The 18,122-nt window shown below is 49.1% G+C and carries 17 protein-coding genes and 1 other annotated feature; of the genes, 3 read left to right on the top strand and 14 right to left on the bottom strand.

The window, feature by feature from the left end; genetic code table 11:
• Positions 1-57 precede the first annotated feature (57 nt).
• From yddG to AACH44_RS09655, 3 genes are all read left to right on the top strand, one after another.
• Entirely contained in the window at positions 58-945 is an 888-nt protein-coding gene (gene yddG, locus AACH44_RS09665; protein WP_261847562.1) for an aromatic amino acid DMT transporter YddG, read from the top strand.
• A gap of 113 nt (positions 946-1,058) precedes the next feature.
• Positions 1,059-2,777, top strand: a complete 1,719-nt coding sequence (locus AACH44_RS09660; protein ID WP_261847563.1) for an ABC transporter ATP-binding protein — start codon at positions 1,059-1,061, stop codon at positions 2,775-2,777.
• Positions 2,778-2,917: 140 nt separating this feature from the next.
• Complete coding sequence (locus AACH44_RS09655; RefSeq protein WP_261847564.1) at positions 2,918-3,343, top strand: nitrous oxide-stimulated promoter family protein; 426 nt, start codon at positions 2,918-2,920, stop codon at positions 3,341-3,343.
• Between the two features lie 70 nt (positions 3,344-3,413).
• Here AACH44_RS09655 and ihfA read toward each other — a convergent pair whose 3' ends face one another.
• The 14 genes from ihfA to AACH44_RS09580 all read right to left on the bottom strand — a co-directional run bounded on the left by ihfA (position 3,414) and on the right by AACH44_RS09580 (position 17,995).
• A complete protein-coding gene (gene ihfA / locus AACH44_RS09650; RefSeq protein WP_005968881.1) occupies positions 3,414-3,710 on the bottom strand; it encodes an integration host factor subunit alpha in 297 nt (98 codons plus the stop codon).
• 4 nt (positions 3,711-3,714) lie between these two features.
• Positions 3,715-6,102 carry a phenylalanine--tRNA ligase subunit beta gene (gene pheT / locus AACH44_RS09645; RefSeq protein ID WP_261847565.1) on the bottom strand — a complete coding sequence of 796 codons (2,388 nt, stop codon included), beginning with the start codon at positions 6,100-6,102 and terminating at the stop codon, positions 3,715-3,717.
• Between the two features lie 14 nt (positions 6,103-6,116).
• On the bottom strand, positions 6,117-7,100 hold the full coding sequence (gene pheS / locus AACH44_RS09640; RefSeq protein WP_261847566.1) for a phenylalanine--tRNA ligase subunit alpha: 984 nt from the start codon (positions 7,098-7,100) through the stop codon (positions 6,117-6,119).
• A gap of 88 nt (positions 7,101-7,188) precedes the next feature.
• Positions 7,189-7,312 (bottom strand) — a sequence feature (Phe leader region).
• Complete coding sequence (pheM, locus tag AACH44_RS09635) at positions 7,263-7,307, bottom strand: pheST operon leader peptide PheM (protein ID WP_106120997.1); 45 nt, start codon at positions 7,305-7,307, stop codon at positions 7,263-7,265. (Overlaps the previous feature by 45 nt.)
• 116 nt (positions 7,313-7,428) lie before the next feature.
• Positions 7,429-7,785, bottom strand: a complete 357-nt coding sequence (rplT, locus tag AACH44_RS09630; protein WP_261847567.1) for a 50S ribosomal protein L20 — start codon at positions 7,783-7,785, stop codon at positions 7,429-7,431.
• A 43-nt stretch (positions 7,786-7,828) separates the two neighbouring features.
• Complete coding sequence (rpmI, locus tag AACH44_RS09625) at positions 7,829-8,026, bottom strand: 50S ribosomal protein L35 (protein ID WP_239766573.1); 198 nt, start codon at positions 8,024-8,026, stop codon at positions 7,829-7,831.
• A 95-nt stretch (positions 8,027-8,121) separates the two neighbouring features.
• The gene (gene infC, locus AACH44_RS09620; protein WP_071822580.1) at positions 8,122-8,664 is read right to left on the bottom strand and encodes a translation initiation factor IF-3; all 543 of its coding nucleotides are present in this window, start codon (positions 8,662-8,664) and stop codon (positions 8,122-8,124) included.
• Positions 8,665-8,666: 2 nt separating this feature from the next.
• Positions 8,667-10,595 (bottom strand): threonine--tRNA ligase, encoded by a 1,929-nt coding sequence (gene thrS, locus AACH44_RS09615; protein WP_137739597.1) that lies wholly within the window; start codon positions 10,593-10,595, stop codon positions 8,667-8,669.
• 256 nt (positions 10,596-10,851) lie between these two features.
• Positions 10,852-12,252: an amino acid permease gene (locus AACH44_RS09610; RefSeq protein WP_261847568.1), complete on the bottom strand. Its 1,401-nt coding sequence runs from the start codon at positions 12,250-12,252 to the stop codon at positions 10,852-10,854.
• A 125-nt stretch (positions 12,253-12,377) separates the two neighbouring features.
• Positions 12,378-12,644 carry a YebO family protein gene (locus AACH44_RS09605; protein ID WP_261847569.1) on the bottom strand — a complete coding sequence of 89 codons (267 nt, stop codon included), beginning with the start codon at positions 12,642-12,644 and terminating at the stop codon, positions 12,378-12,380.
• 231 nt (positions 12,645-12,875) lie between these two features.
• Positions 12,876-13,667: a DNA-binding transcriptional regulator KdgR gene (kdgR, locus tag AACH44_RS09600; protein WP_261847570.1), complete on the bottom strand. Its 792-nt coding sequence runs from the start codon at positions 13,665-13,667 to the stop codon at positions 12,876-12,878.
• Positions 13,668-13,913: 246 nt separating this feature from the next.
• The gene (gene ogl, locus AACH44_RS09595; RefSeq protein ID WP_338659580.1) at positions 13,914-15,080 is read right to left on the bottom strand and encodes an oligogalacturonate lyase; all 1,167 of its coding nucleotides are present in this window, start codon (positions 15,078-15,080) and stop codon (positions 13,914-13,916) included.
• 341 nt (positions 15,081-15,421) lie between these two features.
• On the bottom strand, positions 15,422-16,303 hold the full coding sequence (gene htpX / locus AACH44_RS09590) for a protease HtpX (protein ID WP_261847572.1): 882 nt from the start codon (positions 16,301-16,303) through the stop codon (positions 15,422-15,424).
• Positions 16,304-16,771: 468 nt separating this feature from the next.
• A complete protein-coding gene (locus tag AACH44_RS09580; RefSeq protein WP_261847573.1) occupies positions 16,772-17,995 on the bottom strand; it encodes an L-lactate MFS transporter in 1,224 nt (407 codons plus the stop codon).
• Positions 17,996-18,122 lie beyond the last annotated feature (127 nt).

The raw sequence follows: 18,122 nt of genomic DNA, 5'->3' as shown, positions 1-18,122 counted from the left end.
GAAAGGCCAAGCAATGCAACCACCGTGCAAGCAATTTGAAGAATGACAGGGATAAACATGACGCCACAGCGCGCCACGCTCACAGGCTTACTCGCAATCATGCTATGGAGTACCTCCGTTGGACTTATCCGCAGCCTGACAGAGGCGCTTGGCCCCATTGGGGGAGCGGCAATGATCTACTCCACCAGCACGTTATGCCTACTCGCTTTTTATGGCCTTCCACGCGTTAACACGCTACCCAGAATCTATTTGTTCGCAGGCGGTGCGCTGTTTGTCTGCTATGAAATATTTCTGTCTCTGTCTATCGGATTGGCCACTAGTCGCATGCAGGCGATGGAAATCGGGATGATTAACTATCTGTGGCCCAGTTTGACCCTATTTTTTTCTCTTTTTATCAATCGGCAGAAAAGCCGTTTTTTGCTCTGGCCAGGCCTCGCCCTCGCGCTGGGCGGTATCGTCTGGATGATGAAAGGAGAAAGCGACTGGACACCAGAGCGCCTGTGGAACAACATTCTTGTTAACCCGCTGGCCTACTGCCTGGCGTTTTCTGCGGCCGTGGCCTGGGCGCTATACTGCAATATCACTAAACGCTATGGGCAAGGGAAAAGTGGCGTCTCACTGTTTTTCTTCATCACTTCGCTCGTGCTATGGATTCAGTATATCTTCAGTGCCGAAGGGTCGATTTCATTGACATTACCAAGTTCTCTGGAATTGCTCTTTATGGGTGCCTCAACCGCGTTGGCTTATTCAGCATGGAATGCCGGTATTCAACATGGCAATCTGACGTTGCTGGCAACCGCCTCTTACTTTACGCCCGTACTTTCCACATTACTGGCAGCGATCTGGCTCAACATCACGCCCGCCATTTCGTTCTGGCAAGGCGTTGCCATGGTCACTACAGGCTCATTGCTCTGTTGGTATGCGACACGGTCTCCCCCGTGCTGATCCGTTTTGGATGGGGCTCCCTCGTCAATAAAAACCTTAATCTGCTCGCGGTCACATTCTTCTCGCTAACCTGCTATAGTCGCTTTCACATTTAGTTACCTAAAAAGTCACACATGTTAAGCCGTTTCTTTTCGTACTATTCTCCCTATAAAGGGTTATTCGTCCTCGATTTTGGCTGTGCCATTATCGCAGGCCTGCTTGAATTAGGGTTTCCGATGGCGATTAAAGCGTTCATCGACAAACTGTTGCCAGCTCAGGATTGGTCACTGATCCTGTTAGCGTCGGTAGCATTATTGGCGGTATATCTACTGAACACCGCGCTGATGGCTATCGTCAACTATTGGGGGCATGCGCTGGGCGTGGGGATTGAAACCGACATGCGCCGGCAGGCATTTGAGCATCTGCAAAATTTGCCATTCCGTTACTACGACAATATGAAGACCGGGCATATCATCACCCACGTCACCAAAGATCTGGAAGAAGTAGGGGAAATTGCCCACCACGGCCCAGAAGATTTGTTCCTCGCTATCATGACCTTTATTGGCGCATTTATTCTGATGGCAACGGTTCACCTGAACCTGGCGCTGCTGACGATTATTATCGTGCCTTTCATGGGATATCTCGTCAGCCGCTATGGCGCACGAATGACAGAAACCTGGCGCCAACTCTTCGGTCAGGTAGGCAACTTCAACGCCCGCATTGAAGAGAGCGTGGGCGGTATCCGTGTCGTTAAAGCTTTCGCTAATGAAGCCTATGAGAAGAAACTGTTCTCTAACGACAACGAAAACTATCGCCGAACTAAATTGCAGGCATACCGCATCATGACCGCCAGTATGACGCTCAGTTACCTCAGCACGCGCCTGATACAGCTTATCGTGATGCTGGCTGGCATTTGGTATGTTATTCAAGGCGAGCTTACCTATGGTGGTTTTATCGGGTTTCTGCTGCTGATCGAAGTTTTCTTTCGTCCCGTGGCCAAAATTACCTCTGTGCTGGAGAGCTATCCCAAGGGCATTGCGGGATTCAAGCGCTTTACTCAACTGATCGACACCGTTCCCGAGATTGCCGATGCCCCTGATGCGCATGATGCCGGGCCGCTGAAAGGTGATATCCGCTTTAATCAGGTGAGCTTTGGTTATTCCGACGATCGTCCGATTCTGCGCAATATCGACCTGTCGATTCGCGCAGGAGAAACCGTGGCGTTTGTTGGCCCGTCTGGTGCGGGCAAAACTACGCTCTGTTCCCTGCTTCCCCGCTTCTACGATTTAACCAGCGGAGCCATCACCATTGACGGTATGGATATCCGCCAGATGACCCAGGCGTCGCTACGTAGTCAAATCGGCATCGTACAGCAGGATGTCTTCCTGTTCGGCGGCACCATCCGGGAAAACATCGCCTACGGCAAACTGGGTGCCAGCGATGACGAAATCATGGAGGCCGCACAACGGGCCAGATTAGATGAGCTGATCGACAATCTGCCTGAAGGGCTGGATACCGTGGTCGGCGAACGCGGCGTCAAGCTGTCCGGCGGGCAAAAGCAGCGTTTGTCTATCGCGCGAATTTTCCTGAAAAATCCGCCAATTCTGATTCTTGACGAGGCGACGTCCGCACTAGATACCGCGACGGAGCAGGCTATACAGCAGTCGCTCAGCGAACTCTCCGCAGGGCGTACTACGTTGATTATCGCGCATCGGCTAGCAACCATACAAAACGCGGGGCGTATTGTAGTGGTGGATAATGGCAGCATCATTGAGCAAGGTAGCCATCACGCGTTGCTGGAACAAAGTGGCATTTATGCGACGTTGCATCAGGCACAATTCGGTCAGGCCTGATACCTTCTTTTTTTCGGCGAGGGTTCTCCTCGCCTTTTTCTCTCTCAGCCTTTTACACGTTGATGTGACTTAAGCGGTTTCCCCTGCCATAAATTGCATTTAAAATACATCTATTATAATTTCATCAGGATATGACGCTCATGGCGAGAAAAACCTTGGGAAAATACCGACAGCGGGAGATACGTACCGTCGGGTTGATGATCGCATTGTATGAAAAGCACCACCCAGAAACCGACGACAGCGCGCAGTATAAAGACCTATTCAATTACGCCATCAGGCGTCTGGAACGCTGTCATTTTGGTGAAGATAAACCTGCGTGTAAGCACTGTCCTATTCACTGCTATCAGCCCGCCAGACGTGAAGCGATTAAAGCGATTATGCGCTGGTCAGGGCCACGGATGTTGCTGCGCCACCCTATTTTGGCGATACGCCATTTAATTGACGATCATCGACCCGTGCCAGATTACCCCCAAAAAGAGACATCACCCAAAGCGTCAACTGGACGGGCGACCGCTTTAGGTTCGCAGCCGATCGAGCCGACAGATACCGACCTGACGTTAAAGTAGATGACGTTAAAATAGATACAGCGAATAAGAGAGGAAAAGGCCGCTTGCGCGGCCTTTTTGAGTGACACTGTTACTCTTTGGGAGAGGCGTTCTCTACCCTGCTTTTCAGCTTTTGCCCCGGACGGAACGTAACCACACGGCGCGCCGTAATCGGAATATCTTCGCCAGTTTTTGGGTTACGTCCAGGACGTTGGTTCTTGTCTCGTAAATCAAAATTGCCAAAACCTGACAACTTGACCTGCTCGCCATTTTCCAAAGCGCGACGAACTTCTTCAAAAAATAGCTCGACCAGGTCTTTAGCATCCCGTTTGCTCAGCCCGAGCTTCTCAAACAGGTATTCTGACATTTCAGCTTTAGTAAGCGCCATAGGTTCAATCCCTCAAGGATGCTTGGAATCGCTGTTTTAATGCTGCTACGCACTCAGCAACGGTAGCAGCAATTTCCTCTTCTGCCAGTGTACGCGTGGTATCTTGCAAGGTCAGGCTAATAGCCAGACTCTTATAACCTTCCGCTACGCCCTTCCCTCGGTACACATCGAATAAGTTTACGCCAACTAACTGATTTGCGCCAACTTTCTTACACTCGGCCAAAATATCACCCGCAGGGACATTTTCAGCGACCACAACGGCAATATCACGACGGTTCGCAGGGAAGCGGGAAATCTCGTTCGCATCAGGTAATACGCGGTCTGCGACCTTATCCCACAACAATTCGAACACCACGGTGCGCCCGTTGAGATCCAACTTGCGCTCCAGTTCTGGGTGAATAACGCCAATAAATCCAATGCGTTCCCCGCACAGATAAATAGCAGCACTTTGTCCCGGATGCAATGCTGGATTATTTTCGGCTTTGAATTCAACCTCAGACAATTTGCCCGTCAATGCCAGTACCGCCTCCAAATCGCCTTTTAAATCATAGAAGTCAACGGCCTGACGCGCCAGATCCCAATGTTCTTCATAACGTGTACCGGTAATCACACCCGCCAGCATCAAATCTTGGCGAATACCCAAGTCAGCACGGGTATCCGGTACAAAACGCAGACCACTTTCAAACAGACGCAGGCGGCTTTGTTGACGGTTTTGGTTATACACCGCGGCGCTCAGTAAGCCACTCCACAGTGATAAACGCATCACCGACATCTCTGCTGAAATCGGGCTCGGCAGGCTCAATGAGGTTTCATCAGGGTGGATTAACCCCTGGATTTTCGGGTCAACAAAACTGTAAGTAATTGCTTCCTGATAGCCGTGATCGACTAATAATGTCTTCACACGCTTCAATGACAATGACGCTTCGCGATGCGCGGTCATGATCAATGGAGCCTGAGTAGGAATATTCGGAATGTTGTTGTAGCCGTAAATACGCGCGACTTCTTCAACCAGATCTTCTTCAATTTCCATGTCGAAGCGCCAGCTCGGCGCAGACGCCTGCCAGCCGGTGTCGGTTTTCACCACACGACAGCCCAGTCGTTGCAGGATATCGCTTACCTGCTCATCGGCAATCACATGGCCAATCAGACGATCCAACTTCTCACGACGCAGCGTAATTGTTGCGCGCGTTGGCAAATTAGCATCACTCGTGACATCAACGACCGGGCCTGCTTCACCACCACAGATATCGATCAGCAAACGAGTGGCACGTTCAATGGCTTTGTGTTGCAACGCCGGATCAACGCCACGCTCGTAACGGTGAGAGGCATCGGTGTGCAAACCATGGCGACGTGCACGCCCGGTAATTGACAGCGGGTTAAAATAGGCACATTCCAGCAGAACGTTTTGCGTTTCTTGGTTGACGCCAGAATGTTCACCGCCAAAGATACCGCCCATCGCCAGTGCACGCTGTTGGTCAGCAATAACCAGCGTATCGGCGTGCAGCTTCGCTTCGTTACCATCCAGCAGCGTCAGCGTTTCGCCCTCTTCCGCCATGCGCACAATAATGCCGCCGTTGAGACGGTCAAGATCGAATGCGTGCATCGGCTGGCCGAGCTCCAACAGAATGTAGTTGGTCACATCAACCACCGGATCGATAGAGCGAATACCACAACGGCGCAGCTTTTCACGCATCCACAGCGGCGTTGCCGCCTTAACATTGATACCTTTCACCACACGGCCTAAATAACGCGGGCATGCCTGAGGCGCATCGACCTGAATCGGGAAGGTATCCTGAATCGTCGCGGCAACCGGCTCAATCGTCGGTTCATTCAATACCAGCTGATTCAACACCGCCACATCACGCGCCACACCGATGATGCCTAAGCAATCAGCACGGTTTGGCGTCACGCTGATTTCAATTGCGTTATCATCTAACGCCAAATAGTCACGAATGTCCGTGCCGATCGGTGCATCCGTTGGCAATTCAATGATGCCATCATGATCGTCGGAAATGCCCAATTCGGAAAATGAACACAGCATACCTTCAGACGGCTCGCCACGCAGTTTGGCGGCTTTGATTTTGAAATCGCCTGGCAACACGGCACCTACCGTCGCCACCGCCACTTTCAGCCCCTGACGGCAGTTCGGCGCACCGCAAACGATGTCCAGCAGGCGATCGCCACCAACATTTACTTTTGTCACACGCAGTTTATCTGCATTCGGGTGCTGCCCACATTCAACCACTTCACCGACAACCACACCGTGGAATGCGCCAGCAACAGGTTCAACGCCATCCACTTCCAGCCCAGCCATCGTGATTTGTTCGGATAGCGTTTCACTGTCAACCGCCGGGTTTACCCACTCGCGTAACCAGAGTTCACTGAATTTCATGATGTATACCCGCCTTACTTAAACTGTTTGAGGAAACGCAGATCGTTTTCGAAGAATGCACGCAGATCGGTCACGCCATAGCGCAGCATCGTCAGACGCTCCATGCCCATACCAAATGCGAAACCAGAATAGACTTCCGGATCGATACCGACATTACGCAGGACGTTCGGGTGCACCATGCCACAACCCAACACTTCCAGCCATTTACCGTTTTTACCCATCACATCCACTTCTGCGGACGGCTCAGTAAACGGGAAATAAGACGGGCGGAAGCGAACCTGTAAATCTTCCTCAAAGAAATTACGCAGGAAATCATGCAGCGTGCCTTTCAGATTGGTGAAACTGATGTCTTTATCGACGATCAGCCCTTCCATCTGATGAAACATCGGCGTGTGGGTCTGATCGTAATCGTTACGATAAACACGGCCCGGCGCGATGATACGGATAGGCGGTTGCTGCTTTTCCATCGTGCGGATCTGAACGCCTGAAGTCTGTGTACGCAGCAGACGTGTTGCATCAAACCAGAACGTGTCGTGGTCAGCACGCGCAGGGTGATGCCCTGGAATATTCAGCGCATCAAAGTTGTGATAGTCGTCTTCGATTTCTGGCCCGGTTACGACTGAAAAACCCAGCTCGCCGAAAAAGGTTTCGATGCGATCGATGGTGCGCGTCACCGGATGCAAACCACCATTTTCAATGGTGCGGCCCGGCAGAGAGACATCAATGGTTTCTTGTGCCAGACGTGCATTTAACTCAGCGGATTCCAGCATTTGCTTACGGGTATTCAGCGCGTCCTGAACGTCTTGCTTAGCCTGGTTAATGACAGCACCAGCCGCAGGACGTTCTTCAGCCGGCAACTCGCGCAGCGAGGTCATCTGAAGGGTTAAGTGACCTTTTTTGCCCAGATATTCGACACGCACATTTTCTAGTGCGGCAACATCCTGAGCCTCTTCTATAGCTGTTCTGGCTTTGGCAACCAGCTCTGCGAGATGTGGCATTGTGTTCCTCTTTTTCTGCCTATGTGGCCAACGGTCATGATTGAAGAATGTCGTTTTACTAAAACGAGAGTAAAAACCGATAATTATAAATAAAAAAGCCTCCCTAAGGGAGGCTTAAGCGCTACTTTTCGTTTCTTTTCTTACGCGCAAAGCCCCCTGAGTTCAGGCGCTAAAGTAAAAAAAGAAACGGAAAATAGCAGCGTTCATACTTGCGTTACCTTGTTTTGAGAATCACAAAAAGCCGTGTAAATAACAAATGGTATTGTAAATACCGAAAACTGTGGCGCTTGACGAAAAGAGGGAGCCAAAGCTCCCTCTTTCAACTGACTTACGCCAGTGCCACTTTCGCTTTTTCGACCAGCGCACTGAACGCTAACTTATCGAATACTGCGATATCGGCCAGAATCTTACGATCAATTTCAACAGAAGCTTTTTTCAGGCCGTTGATGAATTTGCTGTAAGACAAACCGTTTTGACGAGCTGCCGCATTGATACGTGCAATCCACAGTTGGCGGAATTGACGTTTACGTTGACGACGGTCGCGGTAAGCGTATTGACCAGCTTTGATTACTGCCTGGAAGGCAACACGATAAACACGCGAACGGGCACCGTAGTAACCTTTCGCTTGTTTCAATATTTTCTTGTGACGTGCACGGGCAACTACACCACGTTTTACGCGAGCCATATGCTCTCTCCTAAAGTCTTATTCTGAATTAAAAAAAGGTTACTTATGCGTATGGCAGACAAGCGATGACAAGACCCAGATCCCCTTTGGAGACCAGACCCTTCGGACGCAGGTGACGTTTACGCTTAGTTGACTTTTTGGTCAGAATATGACGCAGGTTAGCATGCTTACGCTTAAAACCACCGCCTGCGGTTTTTTTAAAGCGTTTAGCGGCGCCACGTACTGTTTTAATCTTTGGCATTGTTATTTCCACTTCGCATTGTTAATAAAACGAATCAGACAAGGCGAACAAAGCCGTACAACACAACGGTTGTACGGTCTTGCTACTTGAATGCCTTACTGTTTCTTCTTCGGTGCTAGCACCATGATCATCTGGCGGCCTTCGATCTTCGATGGGAAGGATTCGACGACTGCCAGTTCACTCAGATCGTCACGAACGCGGTTAAGCACTTCGATACCAATCTGTTGGTGCGCCATTTCACGACCGCGGAAACGCAGTGTGATTTTAGCTTTGTCACCATCTTCAAGAAAGCGAATCAGGTTGCGTAGTTTGACCTGATAGTCGCCATCATCGGTACCAGGCCGGAATTTGATTTCCTTGACCTGAATAACTTTTTGTTTTTTCTTCTGTTCCTTTGTGGCTTTACTCTTCTCATAAAGGAACTTGCCGTAATCCATAATTCGGCAAACCGGCGGCTCGGCGTTCGGACTGATTTCAACTAAATCAACACCTGCTTCTTCGGCTTTTTCTAATGCTTCATTTAGACTTACGATGCCCAGCTGTTCGCCTTCGACGCCTGACAGGCGTACCTCATGTGCGCGAATCTCTCTGTTGATGCGATTAGGACGCGCCGGTTGAACTCGTTTTCCGCCTTTAATACCTATACCTCCAATTGATGAAGACTACGGCTGCGAATCTCTTGCAGCAGCTTGCTGATAACTTCACTGACATCCAGGCTCCCCAGGTCTTTACCACGACGAGTACGGACAGCAACTTTTCCTGCCTCGACCTCTTTGTCGCCACAAACCAGCATATAGGGAACGCGTCGTAAAGTGTGTTCGCGGATTTTAAAGCCTATTTTCTCATTTCTCAAGTCTGCTTTCACACGAATGCCCGCTTCTTGCAATTTTTGGGTCAATTCGTTGACATAATCAGACTGGCTATCGGTGATATTCATAATCACCACTTGAACCGGCGCTAACCAGGTTGGGAAGAAACCAGCGAATTCTTCGGTCAAAATACCGATGAAACGCTCCATTGAACCCAAAATAGCCCGGTGAATCATAACCGGCACCTGACGTTCATTGCTTTCACCAACGTAAGATGCGTTCAGACGACCCGGTAATGAAAAGTCGAGCTGCACCGTACCACACTGCCACGCGCGATCCAAACAGTCATGCAAGGTAAATTCAATTTTTGGGCCATAGAACGCCCCTTCACCCGGTTGATAAGCAAATTCAATGTTATTTTCAGTCAACGCGGCTGCCAGATCGGCTTCAGCGCGATCCCACATCTCATCGCTACCAATGCGTTTTTCAGGACGCGTAGACAGTTTCACTACGATTTTTTCAAAACCGAAGGTACTGTACATGTCATACACCATCTTGATGCAGCTGTTCACTTCATCACGAACCTGCTCTTCCGTACAGAAGATGTGTGCATCATCCTGAGTGAAGCCGCGCACACGCATTAAACCATGCAGAGAGCCTGACGGTTCATTACGATGGCAACTACCGAATTCAGCCATACGCAGCGGCAAATCGCGATAGGATTTCAATCCCTGATTGAAAATCTGTACATGGCCCGGACAGTTCATCGGCTTGATGCAGTATTCACGGTTTTCTGATGACGTCGTGAACATTGCTTCTTTGTAGTTTTCCCAGTGACCGGTTTTTTCCCACATCACGCGATCCATCATGAATGGACCTTTCACTTCCTGGTACTGGTACGACTTCAGTTTCATGCGCACAAACGCTTCCAATTCACGGAAGATCGTCCAGCCGTCGTTGTGCCAGAACACCATACCCGGCGCTTCTTCCTGCATATGATACAGGTCAAGTTGTTTACCGATTTTACGGTGATCACGCTTAGAGGCTTCTTCAAGACGTTGCAGGTAAGAAGCCAACTGCTTTTTATCCGCCCATGCGGTGCCGTAGATGCGTTGCAGCATTTTGTTTTTGCTGTCGCCGCGCCAGTATGCACCAGAGGTTTTCTGCAATTTGAAATGATGGCAGAAACGCATATTCGGGACGTGCGGACCACGGCACATATCGACGTATTCTTCATGGTGATACAGACCTGGACGATCGTCGTGGCTGATGTTCTCGTCCAGAATCGCAATTTTGTAGGTCTCACCGCGCGCAGCGAACGCGTCGCGCGCTTCCTGCCAACTGACTTTTTTCTTGATTACGTCATAGTCAGTGTCAGCGAGCTCGTGCATACGCTTTTCGAGCAGCTCAACGTCTTCCTGAGTCAGGGTTCGGTCGATGTCAACGTCATAGTAAAAACCGTTATCGATAACCGGGCCAATCGCCATTTTGGTATTTGGCCACAGTTGCTTGATCGCATGACCCAGCAGGTGCGCACAGGAGTGGCGAATAATCTCCAGACCGGCTTCATCTTTGGCAGTAATGATGGCTAACTGCGCATCGGTATCGATTTTATCGCTGGCATCAACCAGCTCGCCATTGACACGTCCGGCAATACAGGCTTTTGCCAGACCGGGACCAATATCAAGTGCAACATCGAGGGGAGAAACGGCGTGGTCGTAATGACGCTGACTTCCATCAGGAAGGGTGATAACTGGCATTATAATTCCCTTATTTACAGTGGTGAGCCACACGAAAGCTCACATGCAAAAAATCGCATATCAATTGAAAATCAAAAGTGTTACCCATGCTATTTCTCTGTACTCTGTGAAATATATACACATGATGCGAACACTACAGGTGCGCATTAGCGTGACATGAATAACGTCGGGGCAATAATACACCTTATAACTTGGGTGTTAAAGCCGGATGGTAGCCTGCTCATCTTGGTATCGTAATGAGCAGGCCAGAAAATCGTTACGGTGTCTGTGCCGACTTCAGTGCTGCATTATTTTTGCGGGAAAAGCGGAAACCAAGCCAAATAACGGCAATCCAGAACGGAATTAACACGACCGAGATGCGAATCTCTGGCGATAGCAGCATAATCACCAATATCCCCGCCAGAAACGCCAGACACAGATAGTTACTCCACGGATACCAGAAAGCTTTAAACGCAGGCACAACGCCCTTCGCTATCATCGCCTGACGAAAACGCAGGTGGGCAAAACAGATCATGATCCAGTTAATCACCAGCGTGGACACCACCAACGCCATCAGCAGCTCAAAGGCTTTGCCCGGCATCAGGTAGTTAATCGCTACGCCGAGTGAGGTCGCCAGCGCCGACAGCGCGATAGAGCGAACGGGCACACCGCGCGCATTCACCTTAGCCAAAGACGCTGGCGCATTTCCCTGTTTTGCCAAACCGTACAGCATCCGGCTATTGCAGTATACGCCGCTGTTATATACGGATAGCGCCGCCGTCAGTACCACGATGTTGAGCACGTTCGCCACTATGTTACTGTTAAGGGCATGGAAAATCAGGACAAATGGACTACCGCCGCCGACGACATTCCCCCACGGGTAGAGTGACAACAAAATAGACAGCGCGCCGATATAGAAAATCAGGATGCGGTACACCACCTGATTAGTCGCCTGAGGGATAGAACGTTTCGGATCGGCCGCTTCTGCGGCCGTGATCCCCACCAATTCCAGGCCACCGAATGAAAACATGATCACCGCCATCGCCATGATCAAGCCGCTTGCGCCATTCGGCATGAATCCGCCATGAATCCATAAATTACGAACCGTCGCCGTTTCGCCACCATTACCACTCAGCAACAGCCAACTGCCAAAGACAATCATTCCGACGATGGCAAGGACTTTGATAATGGCGAACCAAAATTCCGTTTCCCCAAACATCCGTACATTAACGAGATTGATCAGGTTGATCAGCACAAAAAAGATCGCCGCAGACAACCAGGTTGGCGTCTCAGGCCACCAGTATTGGATATAAATCCCCACGGCGGTCAACTCCGCCATTCCTACCAGAATAAACATCGCCCAGTAGTTCCAACCCGCGAGGAAACCCGCAAAATCGCCCCAGTATTTAAAGGCAAAATGGCTGAATGAACCCGCTACTGGTTCTTCCACTACCATCTCACCCAGTTGCCGCATAATCAGAAACGCAATCATGCCAGCGATCGCATAGCCCAATAGAACGGACGGGCCAGCCATTTGAATAGTCTGCGATATCCCTAAAAATAGCCCAGTACCGATGGCCCCCCCCAGCGCTATCAACTGAATATGCCGATTTTTTAGCCCTCGTTTTAGAACCAATTCCTGTTGATCGTTTGCTATATTTTTTTGATGGTTTGCCATGTTGTTTTTGTGCTTCCTGTAAAGCTTTCTTCATTTTATAACAGTGCCTGTTTGCGGCATCCGCATGAAAGCAGGTGCAAACAGACAAAAGAAATGTATTTAAGCGCTACACAGTGATTGGACTATTAACGTTCGGGAATGACATTTTTAAACGTTAACTCCACATCATCATCACGACCAAGTTCGGCGACAAGCGCTTCCGGTTCGCTTTTCTCTACATTCTGAGGCAACAATCTTTTCAATAACGCTAACTGCTGGCGTTGCTGCTCTACGATCTCTTGCAACAATTTCACTTGCTCATTCGCTCTGACGCTCGCACGATTGACAAAAAACCAGACCAGTGCGGCCAGTAGCACAACCAACAAGATGAAAACCACTTCTAATATGTTCACAACGACTCCACTTATCGCTACTTAGACAGACATCTACGGGCTATCTTAACATCAGGGCGTAGCCAAATTCGATACCCGACGCAGTCCGTTATCCACAGCATGTTGATGTACATCGTTATCGTCTTGGTGCAAAAATAAAAAAACGTGGGGAACGTTTTTCAACGTCGCTTGCGACGGCACGCCATAAAAAAGCCTGTCGGCAAGGACAGGCTTAGCAAGCGATAAGGGATATCAGAAAGGATAATCGTGGTAGCCCATCTGCTCAGAGATATTTCTGGCTGCGGTGTGCAACGTCGCGACATATTCGTGTTTATTTTCTTCTGAAAAACGAATTGTTGGGAAAGAAATACTGAGGCCAGCAATCACCACACCAAAGCGATCGAATACCGGAACAGCGATGCAACGTAGTCCTTCTTCCTGCTCTTCGTTATCTTCGCCGTAGCCTTGCTCGCGCACGACATCCAATTGATTAAGAAGGTCTTCAGCAGAACACAACGTGTGTGGTGTACTGCGAGTGAATTCGACAGTCGATAGAACCTCTTCCACTTCGCCACGATCGCGCCATGCCAATAGCACTTTACCAATTGCGGTACTGTGCAGGGGATTACGGCGACCGATACGCGAATACATGCGCAGGTTATACATCGAATCAATTTTGTGGATATAAACGATGCCGTCTTCATCCAGTGCGCCTAAGTGGATCGTTTCTCTCGTCAGAGCAGACAATTCACGCATCTGTATATCCGCACTGCGGATTAAATCTACGTTCTGTAATGCTTTTGCCCCAAGTTCAAATAACTTGAGCGTCAGCGAATATTTCTCCGATTCACCTTCCTGCGCCACATAGCCCAGGGATTTCATCGTCTGCAAGAAGCGGTAAACGGTACTCTTGGACATCATGACGCGCTGAGAAAGCTCGGTAATACCAATTTCTCTCTCTTCACCTAATGCCTGCAAAATACCAAAAACCTTTAAAACGGACGACACGGAATCGGGTTGTTTATCTAAATCTGCACTAGCCATTTTTGTGGTTACCCTACTCAGTTTTTTTTGTTTTAAAAAAAATAGAACAATGGTTTTAGTATAAAGGGAACGCTTTGATTATGGCAATGGCGCAATAACGATAATCAAGTTAAGTTTGAGAAATAACCGCGTCAGAGACTTAATAAAATAAAATAATATGTAAGTAAATATTTTAAAATAATCCGCGCCATAAAATGTGACGCGGATTTATTAGTATTATTAGTATTATTAATATTATTAATATTATTAGTGCCAGACTGAATCAGGAATCTTCGCCAGATACAGTGCAGGCTTTCCATCTACGTCAGAAGTAAACAGGACTTGTTTATTATCCGGCGTGAAAGAAGGGTGTGGGTGGGTGACCTGACGGTCGCCTTCCAACACTTCCCAGGATGTATTGTGTTGCGCAATACGGTGTTCTTTGCCGGTTTTCAGGTTGAAAACATACAGGAACGGATCGTTTTCAATTTTGTAACCGCCGTCATCCTGTACATCGACTGGCGCATCGGAACCATCCCCCACCAACAGAGTGCCATCATAGTTACTCATCAGGTGAGAACATGGCGGCATGATACGCAGTTGACGATCTTCCAGCGTAACGGGATCGATGCTGCGGATATAGCGGTTGGTATCATCTTTAAGGTAAGAGACATAAATCATCGCAGAACCATCTGGCACCCAGAATTCGTGGGTACAGCTTTCGCCTTCAGCATGTTCTTTCACTTTACGCATGTTGGTACCGTCTTCGTTGATAAACCACATACGGGCATCAACCAAATCGTGTGGACCTTCATGGCAGAAAGCGACCGTATTGTCATCTCCTGGACGGTAGATTGGGTGACCCAACCACTGATTTTCCTGAAGAATCGTCTCCGCTTCGCCGGTGACTAAATCGACGCGAATCAGACGGCAACAAGGATTAGTGAAATAGAACTCCTGGAATTTTTTCCAATCGGTCAGTGGTTTCCAGTCTTCTTTTTTAATCTCAATACCGACCATTTTAGTGCAATCGGAATTGGCAACCCAAGTACCGTAGCCGACCCAATCGTCAGGCACCTGATAAATGGTTTTCTCTTCCAGTGTAGCCAGATCGACGCGCATCAGATTGCAGGTGTTTTTAACGTAATACAGTGCATCGTCATTCGGGGACAGGAAACCACCGAAGGTGTTGTCGCCCTTGCCTTCCGTCAACTGCGTGGCGTTCTGCGCTTTTAAATCCAGCAGATAGTAATTCCATGGACCATCAAATGCTGCACCAAACAGCAGTTTGCTGCCATCATTGAAGAAACATTTCTGGTAGAAATAGTTGCGGTGGCAGATAACATCGGGCGGGGTTAAACGCACAACTTCGGTGCCAGTTGCTGAATCCTGATAGGTATGGAACGTTAGGGGGATCTTGTTACCTTTGGCCATCCGTAAATCCTTAGAACTTATCATGAAGAATCTGACGCCACACGCGCATACTCTCCGATAACCTGACATTCAGCTCGCCCAGCTAGTCGGTCACGCCGACACTGGTTGTTCAAAAATCAGGCCACCAATCTCACGCGAGACGCCTGTTATATCGACATTATAGAAACAATGTTTCATTTTTCCGTGATCGTGGTTTTATTTTATAAAACATTCTTCATATTTTCACCACCTGTTTCAGATCTAATGAAAACATTCGGACAGATAAAGAGCAGGAGCGATGAATCAATAAACGCAGAAATAACAAAGGCCCGAATGGGCCTTTGGGAAGAAACTAGCGTGAATTACTTCAGGTACTCACCGGATCGGAGCGCTTCGATGCGCTTATCCAGCGGCGGGTGTGACATGAATAGCTCGCTGAAGGATTTCGATTTTCCGTTAATGCAGAAAGCCATCATGCTGCCCTCTTCCTGTGGTTCGTAGCTGGTCTTCAAGCGTTGCAGTGCCGCGATCATTTTTTCACGCCCCACCAGCTTGGCAGAACCGGCATCCGCATGGAATTCACGATAGCGTGAGAACCACATGGTAATAATGCTGGCAAGAATACCAAACACCAGTTCCAGCACGGTCGCGACGGCAAAATAAACCAGCGGATTGCCGTTACTGCTTTCGCCTTCATCACGATTGCCGGACAGAAAACCAGAAACGACCTGAGCAATCAGGCGAGAGATAAAGATAACGAAGGTGTTTACTACCCCCTGAACCAGCGTCATCGTTACCATGTCGCCATTCGCGATATGACTAATTTCATGCGCGATAACCGCTTCGGCCTCGTCACGACTCATGTTTTGCAGCAAACCCGTGCTCACCGCCACCAGAGAAGCATCACGACGCGCTCCCGTCGCAAACGCATTGATGTCTGGCGCATGGTAAATAGCCACCTGTGGCATCGCGATCCCAGCCAGCTGTGACTGTGAACGAACGGTTTCCACCAACCACCGTTCGGTTTCGTTACGTGGTTGTTCAATGACCTCACCGCCAACGGACCGCAACGCCATCCATTTAGACATCAGCAGTGAAACAAACGCACCGCCAAAGCCAAACAGCCCAGCCATAATCATTAAGCCCTGGACACTGCTGGACTGAATTCCCGTCAGGCTGAGTACCAGCCCGAAAACCAACATCACCGCCAGGTTGGTGATCAGGAAAAGCGCAATACGCATCATAAAGGTCTGATTTCCTCTCGCAGAAAAATAAAGTTTACAACACCTACATCGTATGGGTTGTCGTGGTATTTTCAAGTATTCTTAACTTTTCAGTTACTAAATCCACATAACTTTACATTTTTCAAAAGGAAAGCGGCATCCTGCTTGCTGGTGACCCCGATAGCTCAGCGTAATAGCGTTGACTAAAAATCGATAAATGCGGCAGTGTGATCGACCTGAATCACCCCAACGCCAGCACGGATGAGTGCCCCCCCCCCCTATACGGCGTCAGGATCGACTAAGGCACGGGTATCACTTAACGGCGCTAGAGTTCGCCTGTGATACATGGATGACGGTGAAAGTGGTGAACTGTATCGCGATATTTCAGCAGATGAAGAGCAGGTATTTTGCAGGGATAATAAGAGGAAAAACGTCACGCTGGGCAGCATGTGCCAGCCCAGCGCGATATTCTGTTAGCGTGGGATGTTATTAACTTTGTGCATGTGCCATGTCCGCACGCATTGCGTCAGTAACAGGTTGGTATTTAGGGGGAGTAATCCACAGGGTAATCAGCAGCGAGACGGCAGACATAATGATGATTGCCATAAAGGTGGCCTGGAAGCCCCCTAACTGTGCGGCGATAAACGAGCCAGACAGCGCACCGATACCGAACCCCTGATAAATCACGCCATAGTTTTTGCTGTGATTTTTCAGACCAAAGAAGTCACCGACAATCGCCGGAAATACCGTGATATTGCCACCAAAACAGAAGGCAATCGCGCTGACACAGATAAAGAACAGAATTGGACTAAGCGGCAGAAAGGTCATGACTGACACCGCAAGAATAGTGACAAACAGCGTAAAGCTAATCACTCGCATACGCCCGACATTATCGGAAAGTGCACCAAGCACAATACGCCCAACGGTATTAAAAATCGCAATCGCAGACACAGCATTGGCCGCCGTCGCCATATCCATTCCGGCCATTTGCACACCAATATCTTTCACAATGCCGATCAAATACAGGCCACTCATGCATGCGGTGAAGAAGATAATAAACAGCATATACGATTCTTTGGTTGCCAACATCTCGGCCAGCGAGAAATCACGCGACGCTCCCTGAACCGCAGCCTGCTGTACGGGCACCGTAGCAGGCTCTTTCAGCAATGAACTCCCGACCAGAATCATCGCCATAACAATAATCCCCCAGTAGAAAAAGGCTTCTGAGACACCGACTTCCACAATCAAAAAGCTGTTTACATATTTAAACAACAGGCTTCCGGTACCAAATGCGCCAACTGAAACACCCGCTATCAGCCCTTTACGGTTAGGGAACCATTTGATCAAATTAGACAACGTCGTGATATAAGCCGTGCCGTCAGCAAAACCGACAACAACCCCCATCAGCAGATAAATCAACGTCAGCGACGGACTCACCGCGCTGGCCATTAGACCGGCACCCAGAGCAATACCAGCGATCATGGTTAAGCGGCGCAGGCCAATACGCTCCTGAAATTTACCAGCAAACAGTGTGGCAAATGCCAGGCAGAAACTGGTAATTGAAAACGTCGTCGCCACAGAGCTCAACGCCCAACCAAATTTATCCACCAGAGGCTGGTTGAATAAACTCCAGGTGTAAATCGTGCCGAGTCCCATTTGGGTGATAATCGTACCGAGGACAATGACTCCCCGATTAACAGGTTTAGTATTCATGGGTTTTCCCCTACATCAAAATTGGTCCGATTCGCTCGGCACGCTAAAAAATATAAGCTGATGTGGAGAAGAGAAAATCCATCAAAACACTGTCAGCTTATGGGCTGAGGCTAGTATACAAGCGGGC

This window comes from Pectobacterium araliae, from assembly GCF_037076465.1.
GTDB lineage: Bacteria > Pseudomonadota > Gammaproteobacteria > Enterobacterales > Enterobacteriaceae > Pectobacterium > Pectobacterium araliae.
Note: the sequence above shows the minus strand (reverse complement) of the source record. Positions and strands in the feature narration are given on the sequence as shown.

Bases quoted from the DNA above. Each gene is read 5' to 3' on its own strand.
- yddG (WP_261847562.1), top strand. From the start codon at position 58: ATGACGCCACAGCGCGCCACGCTCACAGGCTTACTCGCAATCATGCTA.
- AACH44_RS09660 (WP_261847563.1), top strand. From the start codon at position 1,059: ATGTTAAGCCGTTTCTTTTCGTACTATTCTCCCTATAAAGGGTTATTC.
- AACH44_RS09655 (WP_261847564.1), top strand. From the start codon at position 2,918: ATGGCGAGAAAAACCTTGGGAAAATACCGACAGCGGGAGATACGTACC.
- ihfA (WP_005968881.1), bottom strand. From the start codon at position 3,710: ATGGCGCTTACTAAAGCTGAAATGTCAGAATACCTGTTTGAGAAGCTC.
- pheT (WP_261847565.1), bottom strand. From the start codon at position 6,102: ATGAAATTCAGTGAACTCTGGTTACGCGAGTGGGTAAACCCGGCGGTT.
- pheS (WP_261847566.1), bottom strand. From the start codon at position 7,100: ATGCCACATCTCGCAGAGCTGGTTGCCAAAGCCAGAACAGCTATAGAA.
- rplT (WP_261847567.1), bottom strand. From the start codon at position 7,785: ATGGCTCGCGTAAAACGTGGTGTAGTTGCCCGTGCACGTCACAAGAAA.
- rpmI (WP_239766573.1), bottom strand. From the start codon at position 8,026: ATGCCAAAGATTAAAACAGTACGTGGCGCCGCTAAACGCTTTAAAAAA.
- thrS (WP_137739597.1), bottom strand. From the start codon at position 10,595: ATGCCAGTTATCACCCTTCCTGATGGAAGTCAGCGTCATTACGACCAC.
- AACH44_RS09610 (WP_261847568.1), bottom strand. From the start codon at position 12,252: ATGGCAAACCATCAAAAAAATATAGCAAACGATCAACAGGAATTGGTT.
- kdgR (WP_261847570.1), bottom strand. From the start codon at position 13,667: ATGGCTAGTGCAGATTTAGATAAACAACCCGATTCCGTGTCGTCCGTT.
- ogl (WP_338659580.1), bottom strand. From the start codon at position 15,080: ATGGCCAAAGGTAACAAGATCCCCCTAACGTTCCATACCTATCAGGAT.
- htpX (WP_261847572.1), bottom strand. From the start codon at position 16,303: ATGATGCGTATTGCGCTTTTCCTGATCACCAACCTGGCGGTGATGTTG.
- AACH44_RS09580 (WP_261847573.1), bottom strand. From the start codon at position 17,995: ATGAATACTAAACCTGTTAATCGGGGAGTCATTGTCCTCGGTACGATT.